We start from the raw sequence: 22,081 nt of genomic DNA on the forward strand, positions 1-22,081 counted from the left end.
TTCAGCCCTGGTTCAGCCAGGGTTCAGTCACGGTTCAGGGTGCCCTCCTTACTCTAGCTTCCAGACAGAAACAGCGCATCCAACTGGAGTACGAAGCCATGAAAACCTTCAACACCTTGCTCGCCGCCATGGCCGTCTGCGCCGCAGGCATCACCACCGCCCAGGCCGCCGACGAAAACTTCGCCAGCCTGACCTACGGCCAGACCAGCGATAAAGTCCGCAAATCGGGCCTGTTGCAACGCAACACCGACAACCTGAACGCCGACGGCATCATCGGCAAGGACGACACCTGGGGCGTGCGCGTGGGTAAGATCAACGACCAGGGTCGCTACTACATGACCTACGATAACGTCTCGGGCGACCACAGCGGCCTCAAGTTGCGCCAGAAAAACCTGCTGGGCAGCTATGACCTGTTCCTGCCGGTGGGCGATACCACCAAACTGTTCGGCGGCGGCAGCCTGGGCATGACCAAGCTGACCCAGGATTCCCCAGGTGCCAGCCGTGATACCGATTATGGCTACGCGGTGGGCCTGCAGGCAGGTGTGATCCAGGAGATCACCGACAAGGCATCGGTGGAGATGGGCTACCGTTACCTGCGCACCAATGCTGCCACCGAGGTGGGCGCCAGCGGCGGGCCGAAAGACGGCACCCTGCGCCTGACCAGCAGTGCACAAACTTACCTGTCGGCGAACTACAAGTTCTGAGGTAGTTGTTATCCTGCACTGGCCTCTTCGCAGCGCCAGGCTGCTCCTACAGGCACAGTGGTTGCCCGATGTAGGAGCAGCCTTGTGCTGCGAAGAGGCCGGCACAGGCCATATAAACAAGGAGCTGCACATGAAACTGCTGGTGGTCGAGGACGAAGCGCTGCTTCGCCATCACCTCTACACCCGCCTGGGCGAAAGCGGCCACGTGGTCCAGGCTGTCGCCGATGCCGAAGAGGCCCTTTACCAGGCCGAGCAGTACCACTTCGACCTGGCCGTGATCGACCTTGGGCTACCGGGCATGAGCGGCCTGGAACTGATCGGCCGCCTGCGCAGCCAGAACAAGACCTTCCCCATTCTCATCCTCACCGCCCGTGGCAACTGGCAGGACAAGGTCGAAGGCCTGGCCGCTGGTGCCGACGATTACCTGGTCAAACCCTTCCAGTTCGAAGAACTCGAAGCGCGCCTCAACGCGCTGCTGCGCCGCTCCAGCGGGTTCACCCAGTCGACCATCGTCGCAGGCCCGCTGCTGCTCGACCTCAACCGCAAGCAAGCGACCCTGGACGATCAGCCCCTGGCCCTGACCGCCTACGAATACCGCATCCTCGAATACCTCATGCGCCACCACCAGCAGGTGGTGGCCAAGGACCGCCTGATGGAGCAACTCTACCCAGGCGATGAAGAACGTGACCCCAATGTCATCGAGGTGCTGGTCGGGCGCCTGCGCCGCAAGCTGGAAGGTGATAACGGCTTCAAACCGATCGACACGGTGCGTGGCCTGGGTTACCTGTTTACCGAGCGCTGCCGATGATCCGTTCCCTGCGGGTGCGCCTGATGTTGGCGGCCGCAGTGCTGGCGCTGCTGTTCATGCTGGCGCTGCTGCCTGCCTTGCAGAAGGCGTTCAGCCTTGCCCTGCAGGAATCCATCGAGCAACGCCTGGCCTCGGACGTGACCACGCTGATCTCCGCCGCCCGCATCGAGCGCGGCCAGTTGCAGATGCCGACGCTGCTGCCGGACGAACGCTACAACCTGCCCTACACCGGCCTGCTCGGCTATATCTTTGACCGCGACGGCAACCTGGTGTGGCAGTCGCGGGCCACCGCAGACCAGAACATCAACTACCGGCCCCGCTATGACGGCCGTGGCAACGAGTTCGCCCGCATCCATCAAGGCGATGGCGAAGAGTTCTTTGTCTATGACGTCGAGATCAAGCTGCTTGGCGGCCAGAGCGCGGCCTACAGCATCGTTGCGCTGCAACCGGTGCGCGAGTACCAGCACACCCTCAATGGCCTGCGCGAAAAGCTCTACCTGGGGTTTGGCGCAGCCTTGCTGGCGCTGCTGGTGCTGTTGTGGGCCGGCCTGACCTGGGGCCTGCGTTCGCTGCGGCGGCTGAGCCGCGAGCTGGACGAGGTCGAGGCCGGCGCGCGTGACGGGTTGAGCCGCGAGCACCCCCGTGAGCTGCTGCGCCTGACCGGTTCGTTGAACCGTCTGCTGCACAGCGAGCGCGAACAGCGTCAGCGCTACCGTGACTCCCTGGATGACTTGGCGCACAGCCTGAAGACACCGCTGGCGGTGTTGCAAGGGGTGGGCGAGAGCTTGCGCCAGCGCAGCGGTGAGCGCGAGCAGGCGCGGGTGCTGCAAAGCCAGATCGAACGCATGAGCCAGCAGATCGACTACCAACTGCAGCGCGCCAGCCTGCGCAAGAGCGGCCTGGTGCGTCACAGCGTGCAACTCAAGCCCTTGCTCGACAGCTTGTGCAGCACCTTGGCCAAGGTCTACCGCGACAAGCAGGTCAGCGTCGCGCTGGACATACCCGAGGCCGCGCAGCTGCCGATGGAGCAGGGCGCGCTGCTGGAACTGCTCGGCAACCTGCTGGAGAACGCCTACCGGTTGAGCCTGGGGCACGTACGGGTGAGCCTGGAAGAGGCGCCAGGCCAACTGACGCTGTGCATCGAAGACGATGGGCCAGGGGTGCCGGCCGATCAGCGCGAGCGGATTCTGGAGCGCGGCGAGCGGCTGGACAGCCAGCACCCGGGGCAGGGCATCGGGCTGGCGGTGGTCAAAGACATCGTCGACAGCTATGACGCCGGCTTGAGCCTGGGTGATTCGCCGCTGGGTGGCGCGGCGTTCCGGATCACCTTCACGCTGGATTGATCGGCAGTACCCGCCCTTTCACAGGCATGCACATGCTTGAGTGCAGTGCCCCCTCTGTGGGAGCGGGTTCACCCGCGAAAGGGCCGTACCGCCATACACTATGGGCGGATTCCCGCCATCACCCCTTGTACAAATTCCGCCACCGGGCGGAAATCCGCCAGCCTTCCTCAGCTTTTTCGCCCTGTCGTTGGGCACTTACCCCTAGCAATCTCGGCCTTTGCACCCTTCATGGGCATTTTGGCATTGCCCTTGCTATTGATCCTGGCAGAGGCCTGCCCAGGCAGCTCGAACACAACGACAAATCCCTCCATGTGCAGGAGGGTTAGCGATTCAGGTGCCCCATCACCCTGGGAAGGGTGAACCGGCACACTTGAGGAAATTAGCCATGACGACACGTCAGCCGCTGTACAAATCCCTGTATGTCCAGGTGTTGGTCGCCATCACCATCGGCATCCTGCTCGGCCACTTCTATCCCGAAACCGGCGTTGCCCTCAAACCCCTGGGTGACGGGTTCGTCAAACTGATCAAAATGGTCATCGCCCCGATCATCTTCTGCACCGTGGTCAGCGGCATCGCTGGCATGCAGAGCATGAAGTCGGTAGGCAAGACCGGCGGCTACGCGCTCCTGTACTTTGAAATCGTCTCCACCATCGCCCTGATCATCGGCCTCGTCGTCGTCAACGTGGTCAAGCCAGGCGCTGGCATGCACATCGACGTCACCACCCTGAACGCCAGCAGCGTGGCCGCTTATGCCGCCGCCGGCGCACAGCAGACCACCGTTGGCTTCCTGCTCAACATCATCCCCAACACTGTGGTCGGTGCCTTCGCCAACGGCGATATCCTGCAAGTGCTGATGTTCTCGGTGATCTTCGGCTTCGCCCTGCACCGCCTGGGCAGCTACGGCAAGCCGGTGCTCGACCTGATCGACCGCTTCGCCCATGTCATGTTCAACATCATCAACATGATCATGAAGCTGGCCCCGGTCGGCGCCTTCGGTGCCATGGCCTTCACCATCGGCCAGTACGGCGTGGGTTCGCTGGTGCAGCTGGGCTACCTGATGGCCTGCTTCTACGTGACCTGCCTGCTGTTCGTCCTGGTGGTCCTCGGCGGTATCTGCCGCGCTCACGGCTTCAGCGTCCTCAAGCTGATCCGCTACATCCGCGAAGAGCTGATGATCGTGCTGGGCACGTCTTCTTCTGAGTCCGCGCTGCCACGCATGCTGGCGAAGATGGAGCGCCTGGGTGCGAAGAAATCGGTAGTTGGCCTGGTCATCCCGACGGGCTACTCGTTCAACCTGGACGGCACCTCGATCTACCTGACCATGGCCGCCGTGTTCATCGCCCAGGCGACTGACACCACCATGGACATCACCCACCAGATCACCCTGCTGCTGGTACTGTTGGTGGCGTCCAAAGGCGCTGCTGGCGTGACCGGTTCGGGCTTCATCGTGCTGGCAGCCACCCTGTCGGCGGTTGGCCACCTGCCGGTTGCCGGCCTGGCGCTGATCCTGGGCATCGACCGCTTCATGTCCGAAGCCCGTGCCTTGACCAACTTGGTCGGTAACGCCGTTGCCACCGTGGTCGTGGCCAAGTGGGTCAACGAAATGGACAACGACAAGCTGGCTTCGGAGCTGGCATCTGGCGGCGCACCGCTGGAAGACACCCGTCCGACCGACGACCTGGGCGTGGCTGAAGGCCCGGCGCGCTGATCGCGGTTAGGCAATGAAAAAAGGCGACCTTCGGGTCGCCTTTTTTTGTGCACGCTCGGATCAATGATCCAGCACGACTTCCAGCACGCGGATCAGCGCCGGCTGCGGATAATGCCAGCGCACCTGCACATCCCAGAACTTGACCCCATACACCCGCTCCGGTGGTGGCACCTGATACGCCGGCCGCGGGTCTTGCCCGAGGCACTGCTCGATCAGCTCCACCAGTGGCTCGCCCAGGCGCAGCGCATGCGCGTGGGCCTGGGGCAGGGCATCGTCGTGCCATTGCACGGCAATGGCGGCGGGCGCTTCGCTGGCCATCTGGTTACTGGCACCGGCAATGCTGTCGGCATAGGGTACGTAAGGCTTGATATCCAGCACCGGGGTGCCATCGAGCAGGTCGATCCCGGACAGCAGCAGGCGCCCAGGCTCCACGCCTTCCAGGCGTACCACCGACTGGCCAATACCATTGGGCCTGTGGGTGGCACGGGTGGCGAACACGCCCATGCTCTTGTTGCCGCCCAGGCGCGGTGGGCGCACTTTCAGGCGTGGCTTGTCTTCAAGAGCCTGGTGGAACAGAAACAACAGCCAGACATGGCTGACCTGCTCCAGGCCCGCCACGGCATCACCCTGGTCGAACGGCGGCAGCAGCTCCAGCACGCCACGCGCCGCAGGTGCCAGGTGGGGCTGGCGCGGGATGGCGAACTTTTCCTTGAAGCAGGAGCGGACAATGCCGACCGGTGAAACCGTATGCTGCATGGCCACTTAGCCGCGCACGCGCAGGGTCAGGCCCTTGAGGAAGTTGCGCAGCAGCTGGTCGCCGCAGGGCCGGTAGTTGTCATGGCCGACCTTGCGGAACAGCGCGCTGAGTTCGGGTTTGGAGACCGGGAAGTTGACCGACTTGAGTATCGCGTGCAGGTCTTCTTCCTTGAGCTCGAACGCCACGCGCAGCTTTTTCAGAATGGTGTTGTTGGTCACCGGCAGCTCGACCGGCTGTTGCGGGCGGCTGTCGTCCTTGCCGCGGCGATGAATCACCAGGCCATCCAGAAAGTGCGCCATGACCGGGTCGGGGCAGCGCACGAAGCCGGGCTCTTCCTCTTTCTTGAGGTAGCTGGCCAGGGTCTCGGCGCTGACCTCCAAGCCCGACAGCTTGATGATGCCGACCATTTTGGCATCGTTGATCTTGAGCATGTAGCGCAGGCTGCGCAGTACATCGTTGTGGTTCATTTGACTGAAATCCTGTTCTGAGCCGTGCCATCCGGCGCGGCGGTATTGCTTAGAAACGTTCGCTGGTAGCCATGTAGCGCCACTGTCCCAGTGGCAGCTTGCCCATGGACACACCGCCCAGGCGAATGCGGCGCATGCTGATTATCTGCAGGCGCAGGCTGGCGCACAGTTCGGAAATCTGCCCCGGCTGCGGGTTTTTCAAGGCCAGGCGCAGGTGGGTTTCGTTCTGCCAGCTGGCTTTGGCCTTGGGTAACTCCCGGTCATTGCGCATCACACCACGGGCCAGGCGCTCCAGCGCCTGCGGGGTGGCTTCGCCGCTGACTTCGATGATGTATTCCTGCTCCAGGCGACGCAGGTCGGCGTCGATCTTGCGCGCTACGCGCCAATCCTGGGTGAAAATCTGCAGGCCGCTGGCGCCACGCTCGAGGGGGGCAATGCAGGACAGCTTGGTGAAGTGCCCATGCAGCGGCCGAACACCTTCACGGTGCGCCTCACTGAGGGTGTCCATGGTCATGCTGATACGGGCCGACTCGGTGTCCAGGCCGGCAGGCTGGTTGAGCAGGAGGGTCACGGGTTCGAGGTTTTCGGCGCGCGCACCGGGCAGCAGCTCGACCTGTTGGCCGTCGACCTTGAACTGCGGCTGCTCGACCACCACGCCATCGACCGTGACCCAGCCGCCTTCGATGTACAGCTCGGCTTCGCGGCGGGAACAGCCGAATTGCTCGATAAGGCGTTTGGACAGGCGGACGGGCTCAGACATGACGGCGATTCGCAAAGGCAGGGAAAGGCCGCCATTGTACCTGCCTGGGCGGTCGAGGGGCTGGGAATCTGTGTCATTTACGCCGTTTTGGCGAGACAACACAGCAGAAGCGTCAGGCCCCTGCGCGGATCAGCCGCAGGTGCAGCAAAGGGTAGGGCTGCCCCAGCCCATCGGTCTGCGAACGGCCAACTACCTCAAAACCTTCGTGCAGGTAGAACCCCAGCGCCTGCGGGTTCTGCTCGTTGACATCCAGGCGTTCGGCATTCAGTTCATCGATGGCGTAATGCAGCAGTCGTTTACCAATGCCCTTGCCACGGCATGAGGGCGCGACGAACAGCATGTCCACCCGCCCATTGGCCACGCCGGCAAAGCCCTGGATGCGTTGCTGTGAGTCCTTGCAGCAAATCAGCATCACCGCATCGAGGTAGCGGTGCAGCACATGTTCGCGCAGCAGCAGGATATAGGCATCAGGCAGGAAATCGTGGGTCGCGCGCACCGAGTCTTCCCAAACCTGGGTCAGCTCGGGGTAGTCGCGCAGATGGGGGGTGTGCAGCGTCGAAACCTGGCGCATCCGTGTAATCCTCCTGGGCACTGAGGAAAACGATAGATGCAAATGCAAAGGTCGGCGTCAGATCAGCCTAACCATTCCATTGTAGGAGCAGCCTTGTGCTGCGAAGAGGCCAGTGGCAATTCCGTCAATCTTCGCTGCTAGCACCGGCCTCTTCGCAGCACAAGGCTGCTCCTACCGGGAGTGCGCATGACCGGAGGGTATGGGCGGATGTGGCAACACAAGGGGCGCAATGCGCCCCCGGTATTTCAGCGCTTTGCGTTGATCAGACAGGCTCTGCCCACATGTCGTACTCGTCGGCATCCACCACCCGGCAACGCACTTTGTCGCCGGGTTTGAAGCCATGGTCGCCATCGATGAACACGCTGCCGTCGATCTCTGGCGCATCGAAGAAGCTGCGGCCTACCGAACCTTGCTCCTCGACTTCGTCGATCAGCACTTCGATCTCTTTGCCGATGCGCAGTTGCAGGCGGGCGCTGCTGATGGCTTGCTGATGCGCCATGAAGCGGTCCCAGCGGTCCTGCTTGACGTCATCCGGCACTTCGTCCAGGCCCAGGTCGTTGGCCGGGGCGCCTTCGACAGGTGAATACTGGAAGCAGCCGACGCGGTCGAGCTGGGCTTCGGTCAGCCAGTCGAGCAGGTACTGGAAGTCTTCTTCGGTTTCGCCAGGGAAGCCAACGATGAAGGTCGAACGGATCACCAGCTCAGGGCACTGCTCGCGCCAGTTCTTGATGCGCGCCAGGGTACGGTCTTCGAAGGCCGGGCGCTTCATCGACTTGAGCACTTTCGGGCTGGCGTGCTGGAACGGGATATCCAGGTACGGCAGGATCTTGCCGGCGGCCATCAGTGGGATCACGTCGTCGACGTTCGGGTACGGGTACACATAATGCAGGCGGACCCAGGCGCCCAGGCTGCTCAGCGCTTCGCACAGCTCGAGCATGCGGGTCTTGACCGGGCGGCCGTTCCAGAAGTCGGTCTTGTACTTCACGTCGACGCCATAGGCGCTGGTGTCCTGGGAAATCACCAGGATCTCCTTGACGCCCGCCTTGACCAGGCGCTCGGCCTCGCTCAACACTTCACCCACCGGGCGGCTGACCAGTTTGCCGCGCATCGACGGGATGATGCAGAAGCTGCAGCTGTGGTTGCAGCCTTCGGAAATCTTCAGGTAGGCGTAGTGACGCGGGGTCAGCTTGACGCCTTGAGGCGGCACCAGGTCGATCAGCGGGTTGTGGTCCTGGCGTGGCGGCACCACTTCGTGCACGGCGTTGACCACTTGTTCGTACTGCTGCGGGCCGGTAACCGACAACACACTCGGGTGCACATCACGGATGCTGCCTTCCTCGACACCCATGCAACCGGTGACGATGACCTTGCCGTTTTCCTTGATCGCTTCGCCGATCACTTCCAGCGACTCGGCCTTGGCGCTGTCGATGAAGCCGCAGGTGTTGACCACCACCACGTCGGCGTCCTCGTAGGTGGGCACAACTTCATAACCTTCCATGCGCAGCTGGGTCAGAATGCGCTCGGAATCGACCAGGGCTTTTGGGCAACCCAGGCTTACGAAACCTACCTTAGGAGTGGCGGGAGTGGTGGACATGACTAACCTCGGTATTGAATACAGGTCGCCCGACCGGAAACGGGGGCGATCTTGACGGGCGCTTTTTGGCGCCTCTGATCAAAAAGTGCGCAATTCTAGCGAGCGCAAGGTCGCTTGACTAGCAGAAATACGACGAACGCTGTGTTGCGCGGCGGCCCGGCACTGCCTATATCGTCAGTCGCTCTGTGCCGCGCCATTAATCACTTGTTAAAGCTTATTGAAGTCTTATAATCCGCTTATGGGGAACGGGGCGGATATGAACACCATCGAGGAGGTCAAAAAGCGCGATGAACACACCTACTAACGTGCAGATTATCAACGGCGCGGATGGCCGCCCTGCGTTCGTCGTCCTGCCTTACGCCGACTACATTGCCAGTCGTCCCCAAGAAGACCTGGTCCCGAATGAAGTCGTGGGGTACATGGTGAAAGAGGGCCTGACTGCCATAGCTGCGTGGCGCAGGCATCTGGACCTGACACAGGCAGAAGTTGCGCAACGGCTGGGCATTTCTCAGTCTGCCTATGCCCAGCAAGAGGCCGCAGAGCGTCCGCGCAAGGCTACTCGCGAGAAGATCGCCGCAGCGCTGGGCATTCCTATGCAGTCGCTGGACCTTTAGCCCTAACACTCCAGGCGAGCCCATCAGCGCCACAGGAAGAAATACGACGAACGCTGCGCTATGCTTCGCGCCGTTGCGTCCGGGTATCTGCCATGCCCTGGCGTGGGGGTGAATTCTACCGGCCGAGAGGGCCGTCTGCGGGAGTGGTCGATGGTTCAGGCAAGCAGTCATGCCGAAGGCGGGCACGAGGGGAAGCAGGGTGCGACGCGGTCGCTGGGCCTGCTCGTGGCGGCGGTCGGGGTGGTCTATGGCGATATCGGCACCAGCCCGCTGTATACGCTCAAAGAAGTCTTTACCGGTGGCTATGGCGTGCCGGTCAACCATGACGGTGTGCTGGGGATCCTGTCGCTGATCCTCTGGTCGCTGCTGTGGGTGGTGTCGTTCAAATACGTGATGTTCATCCTGCGTGCCGACAACCAGGGCGAGGGCGGCACCATGGCGCTTACCGCGCTGGCGCGGCGGGCCACGGCGGCCCATCCGCGGCTGCGTACGCTGATGGTCATCTGCGGGCTGATCGGCGCTTCGCTGTTCTATGGCGACAGCATGATCACCCCGGCGGTGTCGGTCCTGTCGGCGGTCGAGGGCATGGGCCTGGCTTTCGACGGCATCGATCACTGGGTGGTGCCCATTTCGCTGGTGGTGCTGGTAGCGCTGTTCCTGGTGCAAAAGCATGGCACCGACAAGATCGGCAAGCTGTTTGGCCCGATCATGGTGGCCTGGTTCGTGGTGCTGGGGGCCTTGGGGGTGCATGGCATCTCGCAAAGCCCTGAAGTGCTCAGGGCATTCAACCCCGGTTGGGCGGTGAACTTCTTCATTGTTCACCCCGGCATGGGCGTGGCCATTCTTGGTGCCGTGGTGCTGGCGCTGACCGGTGCCGAGGCGCTGTACGCCGACATGGGCCACTTTGGCCGCAAGCCGATTGCCCGCGCCTGGTTCGCCCTGGTGCTGCCGGCGCTGGTGCTCAACTACTTTGGCCAGGGTGCAATACTGCTGCAGAACCCGGAGGCGGCGCGCAACCCCTTCTACCTGCTGGCACCGTCCTGGGCGTTGCTGCCGCTGGTGGGGTTGGCAACCATGGCCACGGTGATCGCCTCGCAAGCCGTGATTTCCGGGGCCTTCTCCCTGACGCGCCAAGCCATCCAGCTGGGCTACATACCGCGCATGCAGATCCAGCACACGTCCAGCGATGAACAGGGGCAGATCTACATCGGTGCGGTGAACTGGACGTTGATGGTCGGTGTGGTGTTGCTGGTCATCGGTTTTGAATCGTCCGGCGCCCTGGCCGCGGCCTATGGTGTGGCGGTCACCGGCACCATGCTGATGACCACCATCTTGGTGTCGTCGGTGATGCTGCTGTTGTGGAAATGGCCGCCGGTGCTGGCAGTGCCGATTCTGCTGGGTTTTTTGTTCGTGGACGGGCTGTTCTTCGCCGCCAACGTGCCGAAGATCGTGCAGGGTGGGGCCTTCCCGGTGTTGGCGGGCGGCGTGTTGTTCCTGTTGATGAGCACCTGGAAGCGCGGCAAGCAGATTCTTGTCGAGCGCATCGATGAAGGCGCGCTGCCGCTGCCGGTGTTCATCAGCAGCATCCGCATCCAGCCGCCGCACCGGGTTGAAGGGACGGCGGTATTCCTGACGGCGCGCCCCGACGCCGTGCCCCATGCGCTGCTGCACAACATGTTGCACAACCAGGTGCTGCACAGCCAGGTGGTGCTGCTGACGGTGGTCAGCGAGGACCAGCCACGGGTACCGGAGCAGGAGCGTTTCGAGGTGGAGGCCTATGGCGACGGGTTCTTCCGCGTGCTGTTGCACTTTGGCTTCATGGACGAGCCGGACGTGCCAGCGGCGTTGAAGCTGTGCCACCTGGAAGACCTGGATTTCAGCCCGATGCGCACGACGTACTTCCTTAGCCGCGAAACCGTCATTGCGTCGCGGCTGGAGGGCATGTCGCGCTGGCGCGGGAACCTGTTTGCGTTTCTGCTGAAGAACGCCAACGGCAATCTGCGCTTCTTCAATCTACCGTTGAACCGGGTGATCGAGCTGGGGACCCAGGTCGAGATCTGAGCAAAGGTCGGGCTGCTGGAATTGCGCAGCCCGTTCTGGCTTCATCGCCGGCAAGCCGGCTCCCATAGGTTCAACAGCGCCCTCAAGCGCTGCACACTTCCTGTGGGAGCAACTGTCTTGTGGTGCTTGTTCCGGCCTCTTCGCGGGCAAGCCCGCTCCCACAGATGCGGCGCTAGACTTGGAGGCTACAGTTCAGGTGGGAGCCGGCTTGCCGGCGATTGGGCCGCATGGCGGCCCCTTTCTATCAGTTCTGCTCTGCCACGCTCGACTTGCCCTGGCGCGTCTCGATCTCGCCGATCAGGCGCTTGGCCAGCGCGGGGTAGTTCTCATCGAAGTGGTGCCCCCCCGGTAGCTTCAGTCGCTCACCGACGGCCGTCTTGTCGGTGCAGCCGCTTTCGTCGGTCTCTTCCACGCCGTAGACGCACACCACTTTGGACGCTGGCAGCCTGGCCATTTCCGGCCCGGTTGGCGCCTCCTGGCCTTCTTTGCCCAGCCAGCCCTCGACCTCGATCTCGAAGCTGCCGCTGCGGGCGAAGGCCAGCAGCATCACCGCGTCGATGCGTTGCTGGTCTTCGGCCGGCAGGCGGTTGTAGATGGCGGGCAGCACGTCGGCGCCAAACGAATAGCCGGTCAATACAAAGCGCTTGGTACCCCATTTCTGACGATAGTGCTGCATCAGTTCCGACAGGTCGGCGGCGCTCTGTTCCGGAGTTTTGTGTTGCCAGTAATAGCGCAGGGTGTCGATACCGACCACCGGGTAGCCGAGCTTGGCCATTTCCCCGGCCACGTCCCGGTCCAGGTCGCGCCAACCACCATCCCCGGACAGGAACAGGGTGACGGTGTCGGTGGTTTGCCCAGCCGGCACCTCGACCACCGGGATGGCCAGGGCGTTGCCGTCATGCCCGACCAAGGCTTGGGTCAGCTGCGATTTGAGTACCTGGGGCAAGTGGATGTCGTAATCGCTGATGCTGGTTTCAGCGTTGGCCTGGTCGCGCACGAAGGCCGCGCTGGCGTCATCCGGGTTGTCGTTCCAGGCGACGTTCCAGTGGCCGTGGGCCGCCGACTTGGGCAGCGTGGCCTGGCAGCCGGGTTGCTCCAGGGTGAAGTCGACGGAAATGGCCCGCGCCTTGTCGTCAGTCTGTGCGGCCAGCCAGCGCCAGGCTTGTGCCGCACCCGGGCCGATGCCGGCTACCAGGGTCGGTTTCTCGGCGAGCTGGGTCACTGCCAGGTCCAGCGCTTGCTGCTGCTTGCTGCAGTCGCTAGGCGGCAGGATCACCTGCACCAGCTGGGCTTCCCCTGCTTGGCTCAGGTCCAGCAACTGCTTGTCGGTCAGGGCCTGGTCCTGGGGGACGCCGATGGCGACCCGGGCTTTGGCGTGCACGCCAGGGGTGACACGGGTGATGTGGGTGTCATTCAGGGTCAATTGCTCAAGGCGCGCCTCGGGGGCCGGGCGCGTCCATAGCCAGAAGGCCGCGGCCCCGCCAAGGGCGGCCAGCAGCAGCGCAATCACCAGGTACAGCCAATAGCGTCGGATCATCAGCGTTTCACCAATCCAGTCAGGCCGCCAGCAATCAGGGCGGCAGTGTCGGCCAGTGCCACCAGCGGGTCGAGCCCTGCTGGCACAGCCATGTAACGGGGTTCCCAGTCCGGTTGGAACTTGTCCTTGAAGCGTCGAAGCCCCTGGAAGTTGTAGAGCTGTTCGCCGCGGCGGAACACCATTGAGCCCAGGCGTTGGGTCAACGGCGCGCCACGCCGTGGCTGCAGCCCGGAAAGCGGGACCATGCCCAGGCTGAAACGGCCGTAGTCATGGCTTTTGTAGTGCAGGATCAGGCCAATCATCATGAATTCCATGGTCAGCTTCGGCGCTTCTGGGTGGGCGCGCATCAGGTCGAGGCTGGCCAGCTCGTTGCTGTGGGTTTCCAGCAGGTTGGCAAATGCAACGGGCCGGCCCTGGAAGCGAATCAGGGCAATCCGGAAGTGCTGCAGGTACTCGGGGCTGAAGCGCCCGAGCGAGAAGCCTTTCTCGCGCACGTTCTTGCCGCTGAGCCAGGCATCGGAGATTTCCTTGAGCTCTGCCAGTGGCGCGTGACCGGGCTCATGGATCTCCAGGCTAAGGCCGTCCCGGCCGCCACGGTTCCAGGTGTAGCGCAGGTCCTTCATCTCCTTGCCCTTGGCGTCGAGGTCGAAGCGGCGCAGGTCGACCCGGGCTTCCTCGCCCAGCTTGAGGGCGGTCAGGCCAATGTCCATATAGAAGGGCAGGTTCTCTGCGCGCACCTGATAGAACACCGGCCGGGCGTGGTGCAGGTCGCACAGGTCACGGAACTGCCAGATCATCTCGGCGCGCTCCTGTGCGGGGCCGATCGGGTCATACAGGGCCACCAGGCTGCGACCGCGACGGGCATACATCAGGAAGGCGTTGTCGCGTGGGTGGAACAGCAAGGCCTTGTCCCCCGTCAGCGCCAGGCCGCCATCGGGCTGGTCGGACGCCAGCAGAATGCGGTTGGCGCGTTGCAGCTCTTCGTCATCGGGCAGGTGGATGACCGGCGGTGCGGTGCGCAGCAGCCAGGTCAGGGCCACGGCCACTAGCAGCACGGCGCTGCCCATGGCTGCCCGCAGGCCGCGCGGGGCATCGGCATCCAGGGTGAACTGCCACCACAGCTGGTGGCTGTAGGGCACATCCTGGTAGGCAAACAGCAGCAGCCACACCGAAGCACCCACCACGCAGGCGCTGGCCACCAGGAACACAGGCGAGAAGGGCAGCTCCAGCAAGCGGCTGGGGCGGTAGAAGGAGCGGCGGAACAGGGCAAGCAGGGCGGCGGTGAACGTGAGCAGGCACGCCTCTTCCCAGTCAAAGCCCTTGAGCAGCGAGAGCAAGGCACCGACCAGCAGCAATGTGGTGGTCAGCAGCCAGGCCGCCGACAGGCGCCGGCGCAGGCCTTGGGCCAACAGCAGGCAGAGCACGCCGATCAGGCTGGCGCCGAAGTGCGAGGCATCGATCAGGCGATGGGGCACCAGAAACCCCATGTGCTCCAGGCGCGTGTCGATCTCCGGCGTGGCACCGGAGAACAGCAGCACGACGCCGGACAGGAACACCAGGATCGACAGCACCGGCGCGGCCAGCCCTGAAGCTACCTTGATCGCCTGTTGCGCGAACAGCAGGCGCCGTGCCTCGTTGGCCAACAACAGCACGCAGGCCAGCAGCAGCGGTAATACCACGTAGATCAGGCGATACAGCAACAAGGCTGCTGCCAGTGGCGCGGCGCCCAACTGGTCGGCAAAGGCTGCCAGCAAGATCGCCTCGAACACCCCGACACCGCCGGGTACATGGCTGAGCACGCCAGCGGCCAAGGCCAGCAGGTACACCAGGATGAACGCGCCAAAGGGCGGTGCTTCGGGCAGCAGCAGGTACAGCACGGTGGCTGCGGCGGCCACGTCCAAGGCAGTGATCAGCAATTGCAGTGCAGCCAGGCGGGCACCCGGCAGGCGCAGCGTGCGGCGGCCCAGTTGCACCAACAGGTTATCGGCCACGGGTTGTTCGGCCAGGCGCCTGCGATAGAGCCCGATCACAAACACTGCAAACAGCACCAGTACAGCAGCTGCGATACCCGCCAACAGGCCCGGCGAAAGGCCCAGTGCCGTAGAGGCGGCGGGCAGATCGCTCAAGGTCGCCAAGGCAGCCAGGGGCGGCAACGCACATCCCAGCGACAGGCTGGCAAAAACGGTCATCCGCGCAACTTCGGCAGCCCCAAGGCCCTGGCGCGCATACAGGCGGTAGCGTACCGAACCACCCGACAGCATCGACAGGCCGATGGCGTTACCGATGGCGAAGGCGCTGAAGCCGCCCAGGACCAGGCTGCTCGCGGGCAGTTTAACGCCGGCATAGCGGCTGGCCGACCATTCGTACCCCAGCAGGATCACGAACCCGACGACCGTCGCCAGCAACGCACCGAGCAACGACTGCGTCGGCACGCTGAGCATGGCATCGTGCAGCGCATAGATGTCTAGCTCGCTCAGCAGGTGGCGGCAGGCAACCAGCGCCATGGCGAACAGCACCAGCGTCACCGCCAGGCCAATGGGCTGACGATAGCGGCTCAAGCGCTCGATCATGGGCAGGCGTTGCGCAGCAGTCGGTAGCGCCGATGCGAGGGGCACCGGAGGTTCAGGGTTGTGGGAAGTCATCGATTGGTACCCCGAGCCGGCAGCGCGAGGTAGGGGAGAGGTGCGGCCAAGTGAAAGTCCCTTAGGAAAACGTATCCAATAGTACTCCGTGCACAGGCGCTTTCAGCGTTCTGGCCGGGTTAAAGATAGTTCATCCTGAGAGGGGTATCTCAAGCCTGAGGGGCAGGCGAGTGGCAGCTTGGTGCCGTGGCGGTGGAAAACGTGGGGCCATAAAACAACAAACCCCGCGCTGCTGTTACACAGGCGGGGTTTGTTCTGACGAATATGGTTGCGGGAGCCGGATTTGAACCGACGACCTTCGGGTTATGAGCCCGACGAGCTACCAGACTGCTCCATCCCGCGTCAGAGGTGCGCATTCTACAGCTTGTTGAATCTGTGTAAAGCGTTAATTGTTGATTTCTCAACCTTTTTTCTTCTGCATCATTTTCGATGCAAAGAAAAAGGCCACTGCGTTAACAGTGGCCTTCTCTTTGTTTGGTTGCGGGAGCCGGATTTGAACCGACGACCTTCGGGTTATGAGCCCGACGAGCTACCAGACTGCTCCATCCCGCGTCTGTGGGGCGGATTCTACAGTTTATTCACGGTGTGTCAAGCGTTAGCTCTTGATTTATCGTCAATTTTCCACAATGACTTTTTCGAGGCCAAAGAAAAAGGCCACTGCGTTAACAGTGGCCTTTTCTCGAATCTGGTTGCGGGAGCCGGATTTGAACCGACGACCTTCGGGTTATGAGCCCGACGAGCTACCAGGCTGCTCCATCCCGCGCCTGTGAGATCGAATTCTACGGATTTCCCGCCCTATGTCAAGCATTATTCCAAGAAAACCCGTTTTCGTTCAAACCCTTAGCGTTTGAGCAAGGTGCGCGGGGCAGGCGCGGCGGGCCTTGCAGGCCAATTGTCGAGGGATGCGCCGTGCAGGCTGTTGCGCCAGAGGGGCCATGCGATACTATCTGTATGAATCTACAGTACTGACGGTCATCCATGTCCTTGCGCAAGATCATCCATGTCGACTGCGATTGCTTCTACGCCGCGATCGAGATGCGTGATGACCCGCGCCTGGCCGGTCGGCCCATGGCAGTCGGTGGGTCGGCCGACCACCGCGGGGTCATCGCCACCTGCAACTATGAAGCCCGTGCCTATGGTGTGCGCTCGGCCATGTCCTCGCGCCATGCGCTCAAGCTGTGCCCTGACTTGTTGATCGTCAAACCACGTTTTGAAGCCTATCGCGAGGCATCGCGTGAGATTCACGCCATTTTTCGCGATTACACCGAGCTGATCGAACCCTTGTCGCTGGATGAAGCCTACCTGGATGTCAGCGACAGCCAGTGGTACGCCGGTAGCGCGACACGGATTGCCGAGGACATTCGCCGGCGCGTCGCCCGTACCTTGCATATCACGGTGTCGGCGGGTGTCGCCCCCAGCAAGTTCCTGGCCAAGATCGCCAGTGACTGGCGTAAGCCTAATGGCCTGTTCGTCATCACCCCGGGGGAGGTCGAGGCGTTTGTCGCGGTCTTGCCCGTCGCCCGGTTGCATGGGGTGGGCAAGGTCACGGCGGACAAGCTGGCGCGGTTGGGTATCGATACCTGCCTGGACCTGCGCGCGTGGTCCCGCCTGGCCCTGGTGCGTGAGTTCGGCAGTTTTGGTGAGCGGCTTTGGGGGCTGGCGCGGGGGATTGATGAGCGTGCTGTGCACAATGACAGCCGCAGGCAATCGGTCAGCGTGGAAAATACCTACGATACCGATCTGCCGGACCTGGCCAGTTGCCTGGAGCGTCTTCCTGCGTTGCTCGACAGCCTTAATGAGCGCATTGCCCGCATGGACAGCAGCTACCGGCCGGACAAGCCTTTCGTCAAGGTCAAGTTCCATGACTTCAGCCAGACGACGATGGAGCAGGCGGGGGCAGGCAGGGACCTGGAAAGTTACCGGCAATTAATGAAGCAGGCCTTCGCGCGGGGTGACAAGCCGGTGCGCTTGCTGGGTGTCGGGGTAAGGTTGCGGGATTTGCGCGGTGCGCATGAGCAACTGGAGCTGTTCCCACCTAAATGAACAAGGGCCGCTAAGCGGCCCCTTTCATTTATTGCACGCCTGGGTCAGCTACCAGCCGCCCGGTGGCCTTGGTCAGGGATTGCAGAAATTCCTGCTGCAGTTCCGGATCGTTGCGCGTCAGCTCGATCAGGCTCTGCTCCATTTCACTGGCTTCCTCTTCCAGGCCCAGTTCGGACAGGCGTTTGACCCGGTGCACCCACTGGCTGACATCATCGTCTTCCAGGTCGTCGAAGATCAGCTCGTGCGCTTCAAGCAGCTTGTTGCGCAGCGTGGCGCTGACCAGCAGGCTGGCGTCACCGCGCACCGCATTGTCCTCATCGACCACCTGCAGGTGCAGGGTGCCGATGTGGTTGAGGTTTTGCTCGGAGAACGGGCTGTCGAGCAGGTTCAGGCGCAGCACGCCGTTTCTGTCGGTGGTCAGCTCGTGGGTGAGTTTGCCGGCCTTGACTTCGACCAGGCGCTCGCTCCAGGGCAGGCTGGTGGACTCCTCGCGCTGGTCCTTCTGCACTTCGCTGATCCCGGCAAGGTTCTGCTGGGCGCGACCGTTGGACTGCACGTTCATGAACGGGTTAAGCCCCGCCACGCCGTAGCTGAGCCAGTCGTGGGTCACGCTTTCAGGCAGGTTGCCCAAGGCGAACACGTTGACCACGTTGGCACCCACGCCCGCTACGACAGCCACCGCACCCAGTGGGATCTCGTAGATCTCCCGCCAAGGCTGGTAGGGCGTGTAGCGGTCGTAGCGCCGGGTAACTTCGAACTCGGTGACTTCGAAGCGCTTCAGCTCATGCACGCGCACACGTCGTTGCGGCAGCTCCATCACCTTCGGCTCGCCGACATCGATCTGCAGACTGTGTTCGAGCAGTTTTCGCTCGACGCGCTCCTCGTGCTCGCTGCGCTGGGACATCTGGTTGGCGCAGCCGCTGATGAGCAGGGCGCCGCACAGTGCGGCGCCCCCCAGGGGAAAGGTACTTCGCTTGGACATGATCACTCGTGCATTGATTATCAGCGGCGAACGCGGGCCTGCAGGAACGACAGCACTTCATTGAGTGGCAGCGCTTGAGCATCCTGTTCGGTGCGGTGCTTGTATTCCAGGTTGCCTTCGGCCAGGCCGCGGTCACTGACGACGATGCGGTGCGGAATGCCGATCAGCTCCATGTCGGCAAACTTGATGCCTGGGCTGGTCTTCTTGTCGCGGTCATCCAGCAGCACTTCGAAGCCGGCGGCAGTCAGTTCGGCGTACAGCTTGTCGGTCGCTTCGCGAACCACGTCGGTTTCATAGCGCAGCGGCACCAGGGCGATCTGGAAAGGCGCCAGGGCGTCGTTCCAGATGATGCCTTTGTCGTCGTAGCTCTGTTCGATGGCGGCGGCGACCACGCGGGACACGCCAATGCCATAGCAACCCATGGACAACACGACAGGCTTGCCGTTCTCGCCCAGTACCTGGCACTTGAGTGCCTCGCTGTACTTGGTGCCGAGCTGGAAGATGTGGCCCACTTCGATGCCGCGCTTGATCACCAGGGTGCCCTGGCCGTCTGGGCTTGGGTCGCCTTCGACGACGTTGCGCAGGTCGGCGACTTGCGGAACCGGCAGGTCGCGCTCCCAGTTGACGCCGAAGTAGTGCTTGTCATCGATGTTGGCGCCGATGCCGAAGTCGCTCATCAGGGCAACCGAACGGTCGATGATGCATTCCAGTGGCAGGTTCAGCGGGCCGAGCGAGCCTGCACCGGCGCCGATGGCGTCGCGCAGTTCAGCTTCGGTCGCCATGACCAGCGGGTCGGCAACCTGTTCCAGCTTGGTGGCCTTGATTTCGTTGAGCTCGTGGTCGCCACGGACGATCAGGGCAATCAGCTTGCCTTCTTCGGCGCCGCGCACGATCAGGGTCTTGACGGTCTTCTCGATCGGCAGCCCGAAGTTTTCGACCAGTTGGGCGATGGTCTTGGCGTCCGGCGTGTCGACCAGGCGCAGCTCCTCGGAAGGGGCAGGGCGCACGGTTTCACGCGGGATGGCCTCGGCCTTCTCGATGTTGGCAGCGTAATCGGAGCTGTCGCTGAAGATCACATCGTCTTCACCGGATTCGGCCAGCACGTGGAATTCGTGCGAGTAGCTGCCACCGATGGAGCCGGTGTCGGCTTGCACAGGGCGGAAGTCCAGGCCCAGGCGGGTAAAGACGTTGCTGTACGCCTGGTGCATGCGGTCGTAGGTTTCCTGCAGGGAAGCCTGGTCGGCATGGAAGGAGTAGGCGTCCTTCATGATGAACTCGCGGCCGCGCATCAAGCCGAAGCGTGGGCGGATCTCATCACGGAATTTGGTCTGGATCTGGTACATGTTGAGCGGCAGCTGTTTATAGCTGGACAGCTCGTTACGGGCCAGGTCGGTAATGACTTCTTCGTGGGTCGGGCCGACGCAGAAGTCGCGGTTGTGGCGGTCTTTCAGGCGCAGCAGCTCTGGGCCGTACTGCTCCCAACGGCCGGATTCCTGCCACAGTTCGGCGGGCTGGATGCTGGGCATCAGCACTTCCAGGGCGCCGGCGGCGTTCATTTCCTCGCGCACAACGGCTTCGACCTTGCGCATCACTCGCAAGCCCATCGGCAGCCAGGTGTACAGGCCAGAGGCCAGTTTGCGGATCATGCCGGCGCGCAGCATGAGCTGGTGGCTGATGACCACTGCGTCGGCAGGGGTTTCTTTCTGGGTGGCGAGCAAATATTGACTGGTGCGCATGGTGGGCCGTGTCGATTGCCTAAGACGTTGAAATGACCCCGCATTGTACGGGGGCGAAACGAAGGCGTACAGGATGCCCCAGGGCGTGACACTTGTCAGCCAAGAAAAAGCCCGGCGTGATCGCCGGGCTTTTTCAAGTGCGGGGCACTGCAAGCCAGGCTTACAGGATGCTCAGCGGGTACTCGACGATCAGACGCAGTTCGTCGATCGAGCTCGAACCGTAGTACACACCGTCGCTGGAGCGGTAGGTGGCCTGGCGCACACGGAAGCTCAGGTCTTTCGCTGGGCCGCTCTGCATGACGTACTTGACATCTACGTCGCGTTCCCATTCCTTACCGTCGTCGGTGGTACGAGTGGTTGCACCGGTACCGCGAGCGTAGCGGGTCATGAAGGTCAGGCCTGGTACGCCGAACTCGGCGAAGTTCAGGTCGTAGCGAGCCTGCCAGGATTTCTCGTCTTCGGCGTTGAAGTCGGAACGGGCGATGGAGTTGGCCAGGAACACGGTACCGCCGCCGTCCACGCCGTAGGCGTAGTCACCGTCGCCGCTGACTTTCTGGTAGGCCAGGGTGAAGGTGTGGGCGCCGATGTTGTAGGCAGCCGACAAGCTGGCTGCGATGTTGTCGAGCTCGTTGGTGCCGTCGGACTTGGTCACGAATGCACCGGTGCGGTTGGCGCCGATCGACTTGGTGTCATAGATGTTGAAGTCGAACACCAGGCCTTGCTTGTCGCTGATCGGCAGCGCCCAGTTGATGTTGCCGTACCACTTACGGAAGTGATCTTCGATGTGCGAGTAGTAAACGCTGGTGCTGAGGCTGTCAGTGAACGCGTAGGTACCGCCGAAGATGTTGGCTTCGGTCAGGTTCAGGCTGTCATGGTAGGTCTGAGCCTGGGCGTTCATGGCGGTGAAGTGACCGGCGTTCAGGGTCAGGCCATTGATCTCGTTGCTGGTGATCAGGCCGCCTTCGGCAACTTCCGGCAGCAGGCGGCTGTCGTCAGTGGCGAATACTGGCATGGCGGTGAACTGGTCACCGAACTTCAGCACAGTATTGGAGATGCGCATTTTTACAGCGCCGCCGCCTTCGGAGTAATCATCCTGCGAACGGCCGTCGGAGCCTTGTGGGAACAGGCCGGTGCCGGCGCGACCTTTGCCGCTGTCCAGTTTCAGGCCGAGCATGCCGATGGCGTCGACGCCGAAGCCTACAGTGCCCTGGGTGAAGCCCGATTCGTAAGTGCCGAGGAAGCCAAGGCCGGTTTCTTCCACGCGGCTTTGAGTGCCGGCTGGGTTGTTGCGGAAGTCACGGCTGAAGTACAGCATGCGAGTTTTAACGTTCAGCTGGCTGTCTTCGATGAAACCCTTGGACTCGTCTTGTGCAGAGGCGAAGGCCAATTGCGAGGTCCCTGCCGAAACGGCCAGGGCGATCATGCTCCACTTCATCACGCGCATCGTGATTTGCTCCTTTGGTTTTTTAGGAAGAGTACCGCTGCGCCCAAGTCTTTTAGTTATATGGGGCAGCTCTTTCTTGTTATGTCGGCGGAAATGTATAACACGCTGACTGTTGTTGGCGATATGGGCATATCCAAGCTTTCGGGAACTTTATGGCCATGTCGCTTTCAGGTATTTCCATGTCGCAAATCACGTCCCGGATTCCCGGGTCGTACAACGTCAGCGCTGTTCCTGTCACCGTAACGAATCTGTAACTACAGGTTCCGGTTAGGGAAACTCCCTGGTGTATCCAAAGCGGCTGTTGTTATTT

The 22,081-nt window shown here is 62.4% G+C and carries 17 protein-coding genes and 3 tRNA genes; 7 read left to right on the forward strand and 13 right to left on the reverse strand.

Translation table 11 applies throughout. From position 1 onward, the window contains the following. Positions 1 to 98: 98 nt before the first annotated feature. From GIB19_RS07685 to GIB19_RS07700, 4 genes are all read left to right on the forward strand, one after another. The gene (locus GIB19_RS07685) at positions 99 to 704 is read left to right on the forward strand and encodes an outer membrane protein (protein WP_274885121.1); all 606 of its coding nucleotides are present in this window, start codon (positions 99 to 101) and stop codon (positions 702 to 704) included. 130 nt (positions 705 to 834) lie between these two features. Then, a complete protein-coding gene (locus tag GIB19_RS07690; protein WP_274885122.1) occupies positions 835 to 1,512 on the forward strand; it encodes a response regulator in 678 nt (225 codons plus the stop codon). After that, the gene (locus tag GIB19_RS07695; protein WP_274885123.1) at positions 1,509 to 2,855 is read left to right on the forward strand and encodes an ATP-binding protein; all 1,347 of its coding nucleotides are present in this window, start codon (positions 1,509 to 1,511) and stop codon (positions 2,853 to 2,855) included. The genes GIB19_RS07690 and GIB19_RS07695 overlap by 4 nt, the downstream gene beginning before the upstream one ends. A gap of 385 nt (positions 2,856 to 3,240) precedes the next feature. Next, a complete protein-coding gene (locus GIB19_RS07700) occupies positions 3,241 to 4,563 on the forward strand; it encodes a dicarboxylate/amino acid:cation symporter (protein WP_027594689.1) in 1,323 nt (440 codons plus the stop codon). Between the two features lie 60 nt (positions 4,564 to 4,623). On the opposite strand, the gene tsaA is transcribed toward GIB19_RS07700, so the two are convergent. From tsaA to rimO, 5 genes are all read right to left on the reverse strand, one after another. Beyond that, positions 4,624 to 5,319: a tRNA (N6-threonylcarbamoyladenosine(37)-N6)-methyltransferase TrmO gene (gene tsaA, locus GIB19_RS07705; RefSeq protein WP_099430217.1), complete on the reverse strand. Its 696-nt coding sequence runs from the start codon at positions 5,317 to 5,319 to the stop codon at positions 4,624 to 4,626. Positions 5,320 to 5,325: 6 nt separating this feature from the next. Next, positions 5,326 to 5,787 (reverse strand): DUF1456 family protein, encoded by a 462-nt coding sequence (locus GIB19_RS07710; protein ID WP_027594687.1) that lies wholly within the window; start codon positions 5,785 to 5,787, stop codon positions 5,326 to 5,328. 49 nt (positions 5,788 to 5,836) lie between these two features. Continuing rightward, the gene (locus tag GIB19_RS07715; RefSeq protein ID WP_099430216.1) at positions 5,837 to 6,547 is read right to left on the reverse strand and encodes an rRNA pseudouridine synthase; all 711 of its coding nucleotides are present in this window, start codon (positions 6,545 to 6,547) and stop codon (positions 5,837 to 5,839) included. 112 nt (positions 6,548 to 6,659) lie between these two features. Continuing rightward, entirely contained in the window at positions 6,660 to 7,118 is a 459-nt protein-coding gene (locus GIB19_RS07720) for a GNAT family N-acetyltransferase (protein WP_027594685.1), read from the reverse strand. A 262-nt stretch (positions 7,119 to 7,380) separates the two neighbouring features. Beyond that, complete coding sequence (gene rimO, locus GIB19_RS07725) at positions 7,381 to 8,712, reverse strand: 30S ribosomal protein S12 methylthiotransferase RimO (protein ID WP_027594684.1); 1,332 nt, start codon at positions 8,710 to 8,712, stop codon at positions 7,381 to 7,383. Between the two features lie 287 nt (positions 8,713 to 8,999). Between rimO and GIB19_RS07730 the strand changes: the two genes are divergently transcribed. Both GIB19_RS07730 and GIB19_RS07735 read left to right on the forward strand, forming a co-directional pair. Then, the gene (locus tag GIB19_RS07730) at positions 9,000 to 9,326 is read left to right on the forward strand and encodes a helix-turn-helix domain-containing protein (protein WP_027594683.1); all 327 of its coding nucleotides are present in this window, start codon (positions 9,000 to 9,002) and stop codon (positions 9,324 to 9,326) included. A 150-nt stretch (positions 9,327 to 9,476) separates the two neighbouring features. Beyond that, complete coding sequence (locus tag GIB19_RS07735; protein ID WP_027594682.1) at positions 9,477 to 11,387, forward strand: potassium transporter Kup; 1,911 nt, start codon at positions 9,477 to 9,479, stop codon at positions 11,385 to 11,387. A gap of 244 nt (positions 11,388 to 11,631) precedes the next feature. On the opposite strand, the gene GIB19_RS07740 is transcribed toward GIB19_RS07735, so the two are convergent. The 5 genes from GIB19_RS07740 to GIB19_RS07760 form a co-directional block, all read right to left on the reverse strand. Next, positions 11,632 to 12,924: a virulence factor family protein gene (locus GIB19_RS07740; RefSeq protein WP_099430214.1), complete on the reverse strand. Its 1,293-nt coding sequence runs from the start codon at positions 12,922 to 12,924 to the stop codon at positions 11,632 to 11,634. Beyond that, on the reverse strand, positions 12,924 to 15,566 hold the full coding sequence (gene mprF / locus GIB19_RS07745; RefSeq protein ID WP_274885125.1) for a bifunctional lysylphosphatidylglycerol flippase/synthetase MprF: 2,643 nt from the start codon (positions 15,564 to 15,566) through the stop codon (positions 12,924 to 12,926). The genes GIB19_RS07740 and mprF overlap by 1 nt, the downstream gene beginning before the upstream one ends. 265 nt (positions 15,567 to 15,831) lie before the next feature. Beyond that, a tRNA-Met gene (locus GIB19_RS07750) sits at positions 15,832 to 15,908 on the reverse strand. Positions 15,909 to 16,041: 133 nt separating this feature from the next. Continuing rightward, positions 16,042 to 16,118 (reverse strand) — tRNA-Met (locus tag GIB19_RS07755). A gap of 134 nt (positions 16,119 to 16,252) precedes the next feature. Further along, a tRNA-Met gene (locus tag GIB19_RS07760) sits at positions 16,253 to 16,329 on the reverse strand. 221 nt (positions 16,330 to 16,550) lie between these two features. Here GIB19_RS07760 and dinB point away from each other — a divergent pair. Next, positions 16,551 to 17,609 (forward strand): DNA polymerase IV, encoded by a 1,059-nt coding sequence (gene dinB, locus GIB19_RS07765; RefSeq protein ID WP_274885240.1) that lies wholly within the window; start codon positions 16,551 to 16,553, stop codon positions 17,607 to 17,609. A gap of 28 nt (positions 17,610 to 17,637) precedes the next feature. Here dinB and GIB19_RS07770 read toward each other — a convergent pair whose 3' ends face one another. The 3 genes from GIB19_RS07770 to GIB19_RS07780 all read right to left on the reverse strand — a co-directional run bounded on the left by GIB19_RS07770 (position 17,638) and on the right by GIB19_RS07780 (position 21,771). Continuing rightward, positions 17,638 to 18,591 (reverse strand): hypothetical protein, encoded by a 954-nt coding sequence (locus GIB19_RS07770; protein WP_027594678.1) that lies wholly within the window; start codon positions 18,589 to 18,591, stop codon positions 17,638 to 17,640. 20 nt (positions 18,592 to 18,611) lie between these two features. After that, positions 18,612 to 20,327: a proline--tRNA ligase gene (locus GIB19_RS07775; RefSeq protein ID WP_027594677.1), complete on the reverse strand. Its 1,716-nt coding sequence runs from the start codon at positions 20,325 to 20,327 to the stop codon at positions 18,612 to 18,614. A 160-nt stretch (positions 20,328 to 20,487) separates the two neighbouring features. Continuing rightward, on the reverse strand, positions 20,488 to 21,771 hold the full coding sequence (locus tag GIB19_RS07780; protein WP_027594676.1) for an OprD family porin: 1,284 nt from the start codon (positions 21,769 to 21,771) through the stop codon (positions 20,488 to 20,490). Positions 21,772 to 22,081: the final 310 nt, after the last annotated feature.

Origin of the sequence: Pseudomonas sp. ITEM 17296, from assembly GCF_028895205.1 — a bacterium.
Taxonomy (GTDB): Bacteria; Pseudomonadota; Gammaproteobacteria; order Pseudomonadales; family Pseudomonadaceae; genus Aquipseudomonas; species Aquipseudomonas kermanshahensis.

Coding starts and splice junctions, on each gene's coding strand:
- GIB19_RS07720 (WP_027594685.1), bottom strand. CDS start 7,118: ATGCGCCAGGTTTCGACGCTGCACACCCCCCATCTGCGCGACTACCCC.
- GIB19_RS07735 (WP_027594682.1), top strand. CDS start 9,477: ATGGTTCAGGCAAGCAGTCATGCCGAAGGCGGGCACGAGGGGAAGCAG.
- mprF (WP_274885125.1), bottom strand. CDS start 15,566: ATGACTTCCCACAACCCTGAACCTCCGGTGCCCCTCGCATCGGCGCTA.
- GIB19_RS07715 (WP_099430216.1), bottom strand. CDS start 6,547: ATGTCTGAGCCCGTCCGCCTGTCCAAACGCCTTATCGAGCAATTCGGC.
- GIB19_RS07740 (WP_099430214.1), bottom strand. CDS start 12,924: ATGATCCGACGCTATTGGCTGTACCTGGTGATTGCGCTGCTGCTGGCC.
- GIB19_RS07685 (WP_274885121.1), top strand. CDS start 99: ATGAAAACCTTCAACACCTTGCTCGCCGCCATGGCCGTCTGCGCCGCA.
- tsaA (WP_099430217.1), bottom strand. CDS start 5,319: ATGCAGCATACGGTTTCACCGGTCGGCATTGTCCGCTCCTGCTTCAAG.
- GIB19_RS07770 (WP_027594678.1), bottom strand. CDS start 18,591: ATGTCCAAGCGAAGTACCTTTCCCCTGGGGGGCGCCGCACTGTGCGGC.
- rimO (WP_027594684.1), bottom strand. CDS start 8,712: ATGTCCACCACTCCCGCCACTCCTAAGGTAGGTTTCGTAAGCCTGGGT.
- GIB19_RS07710 (WP_027594687.1), bottom strand. CDS start 5,787: ATGAACCACAACGATGTACTGCGCAGCCTGCGCTACATGCTCAAGATC.
- GIB19_RS07695 (WP_274885123.1), top strand. CDS start 1,509: ATGATCCGTTCCCTGCGGGTGCGCCTGATGTTGGCGGCCGCAGTGCTG.
- GIB19_RS07775 (WP_027594677.1), bottom strand. CDS start 20,327: ATGCGCACCAGTCAATATTTGCTCGCCACCCAGAAAGAAACCCCTGCC.
- GIB19_RS07730 (WP_027594683.1), top strand. CDS start 9,000: ATGAACACACCTACTAACGTGCAGATTATCAACGGCGCGGATGGCCGC.
- GIB19_RS07700 (WP_027594689.1), top strand. CDS start 3,241: ATGACGACACGTCAGCCGCTGTACAAATCCCTGTATGTCCAGGTGTTG.
- GIB19_RS07780 (WP_027594676.1), bottom strand. CDS start 21,771: ATGCGCGTGATGAAGTGGAGCATGATCGCCCTGGCCGTTTCGGCAGGG.
- GIB19_RS07690 (WP_274885122.1), top strand. CDS start 835: ATGAAACTGCTGGTGGTCGAGGACGAAGCGCTGCTTCGCCATCACCTC.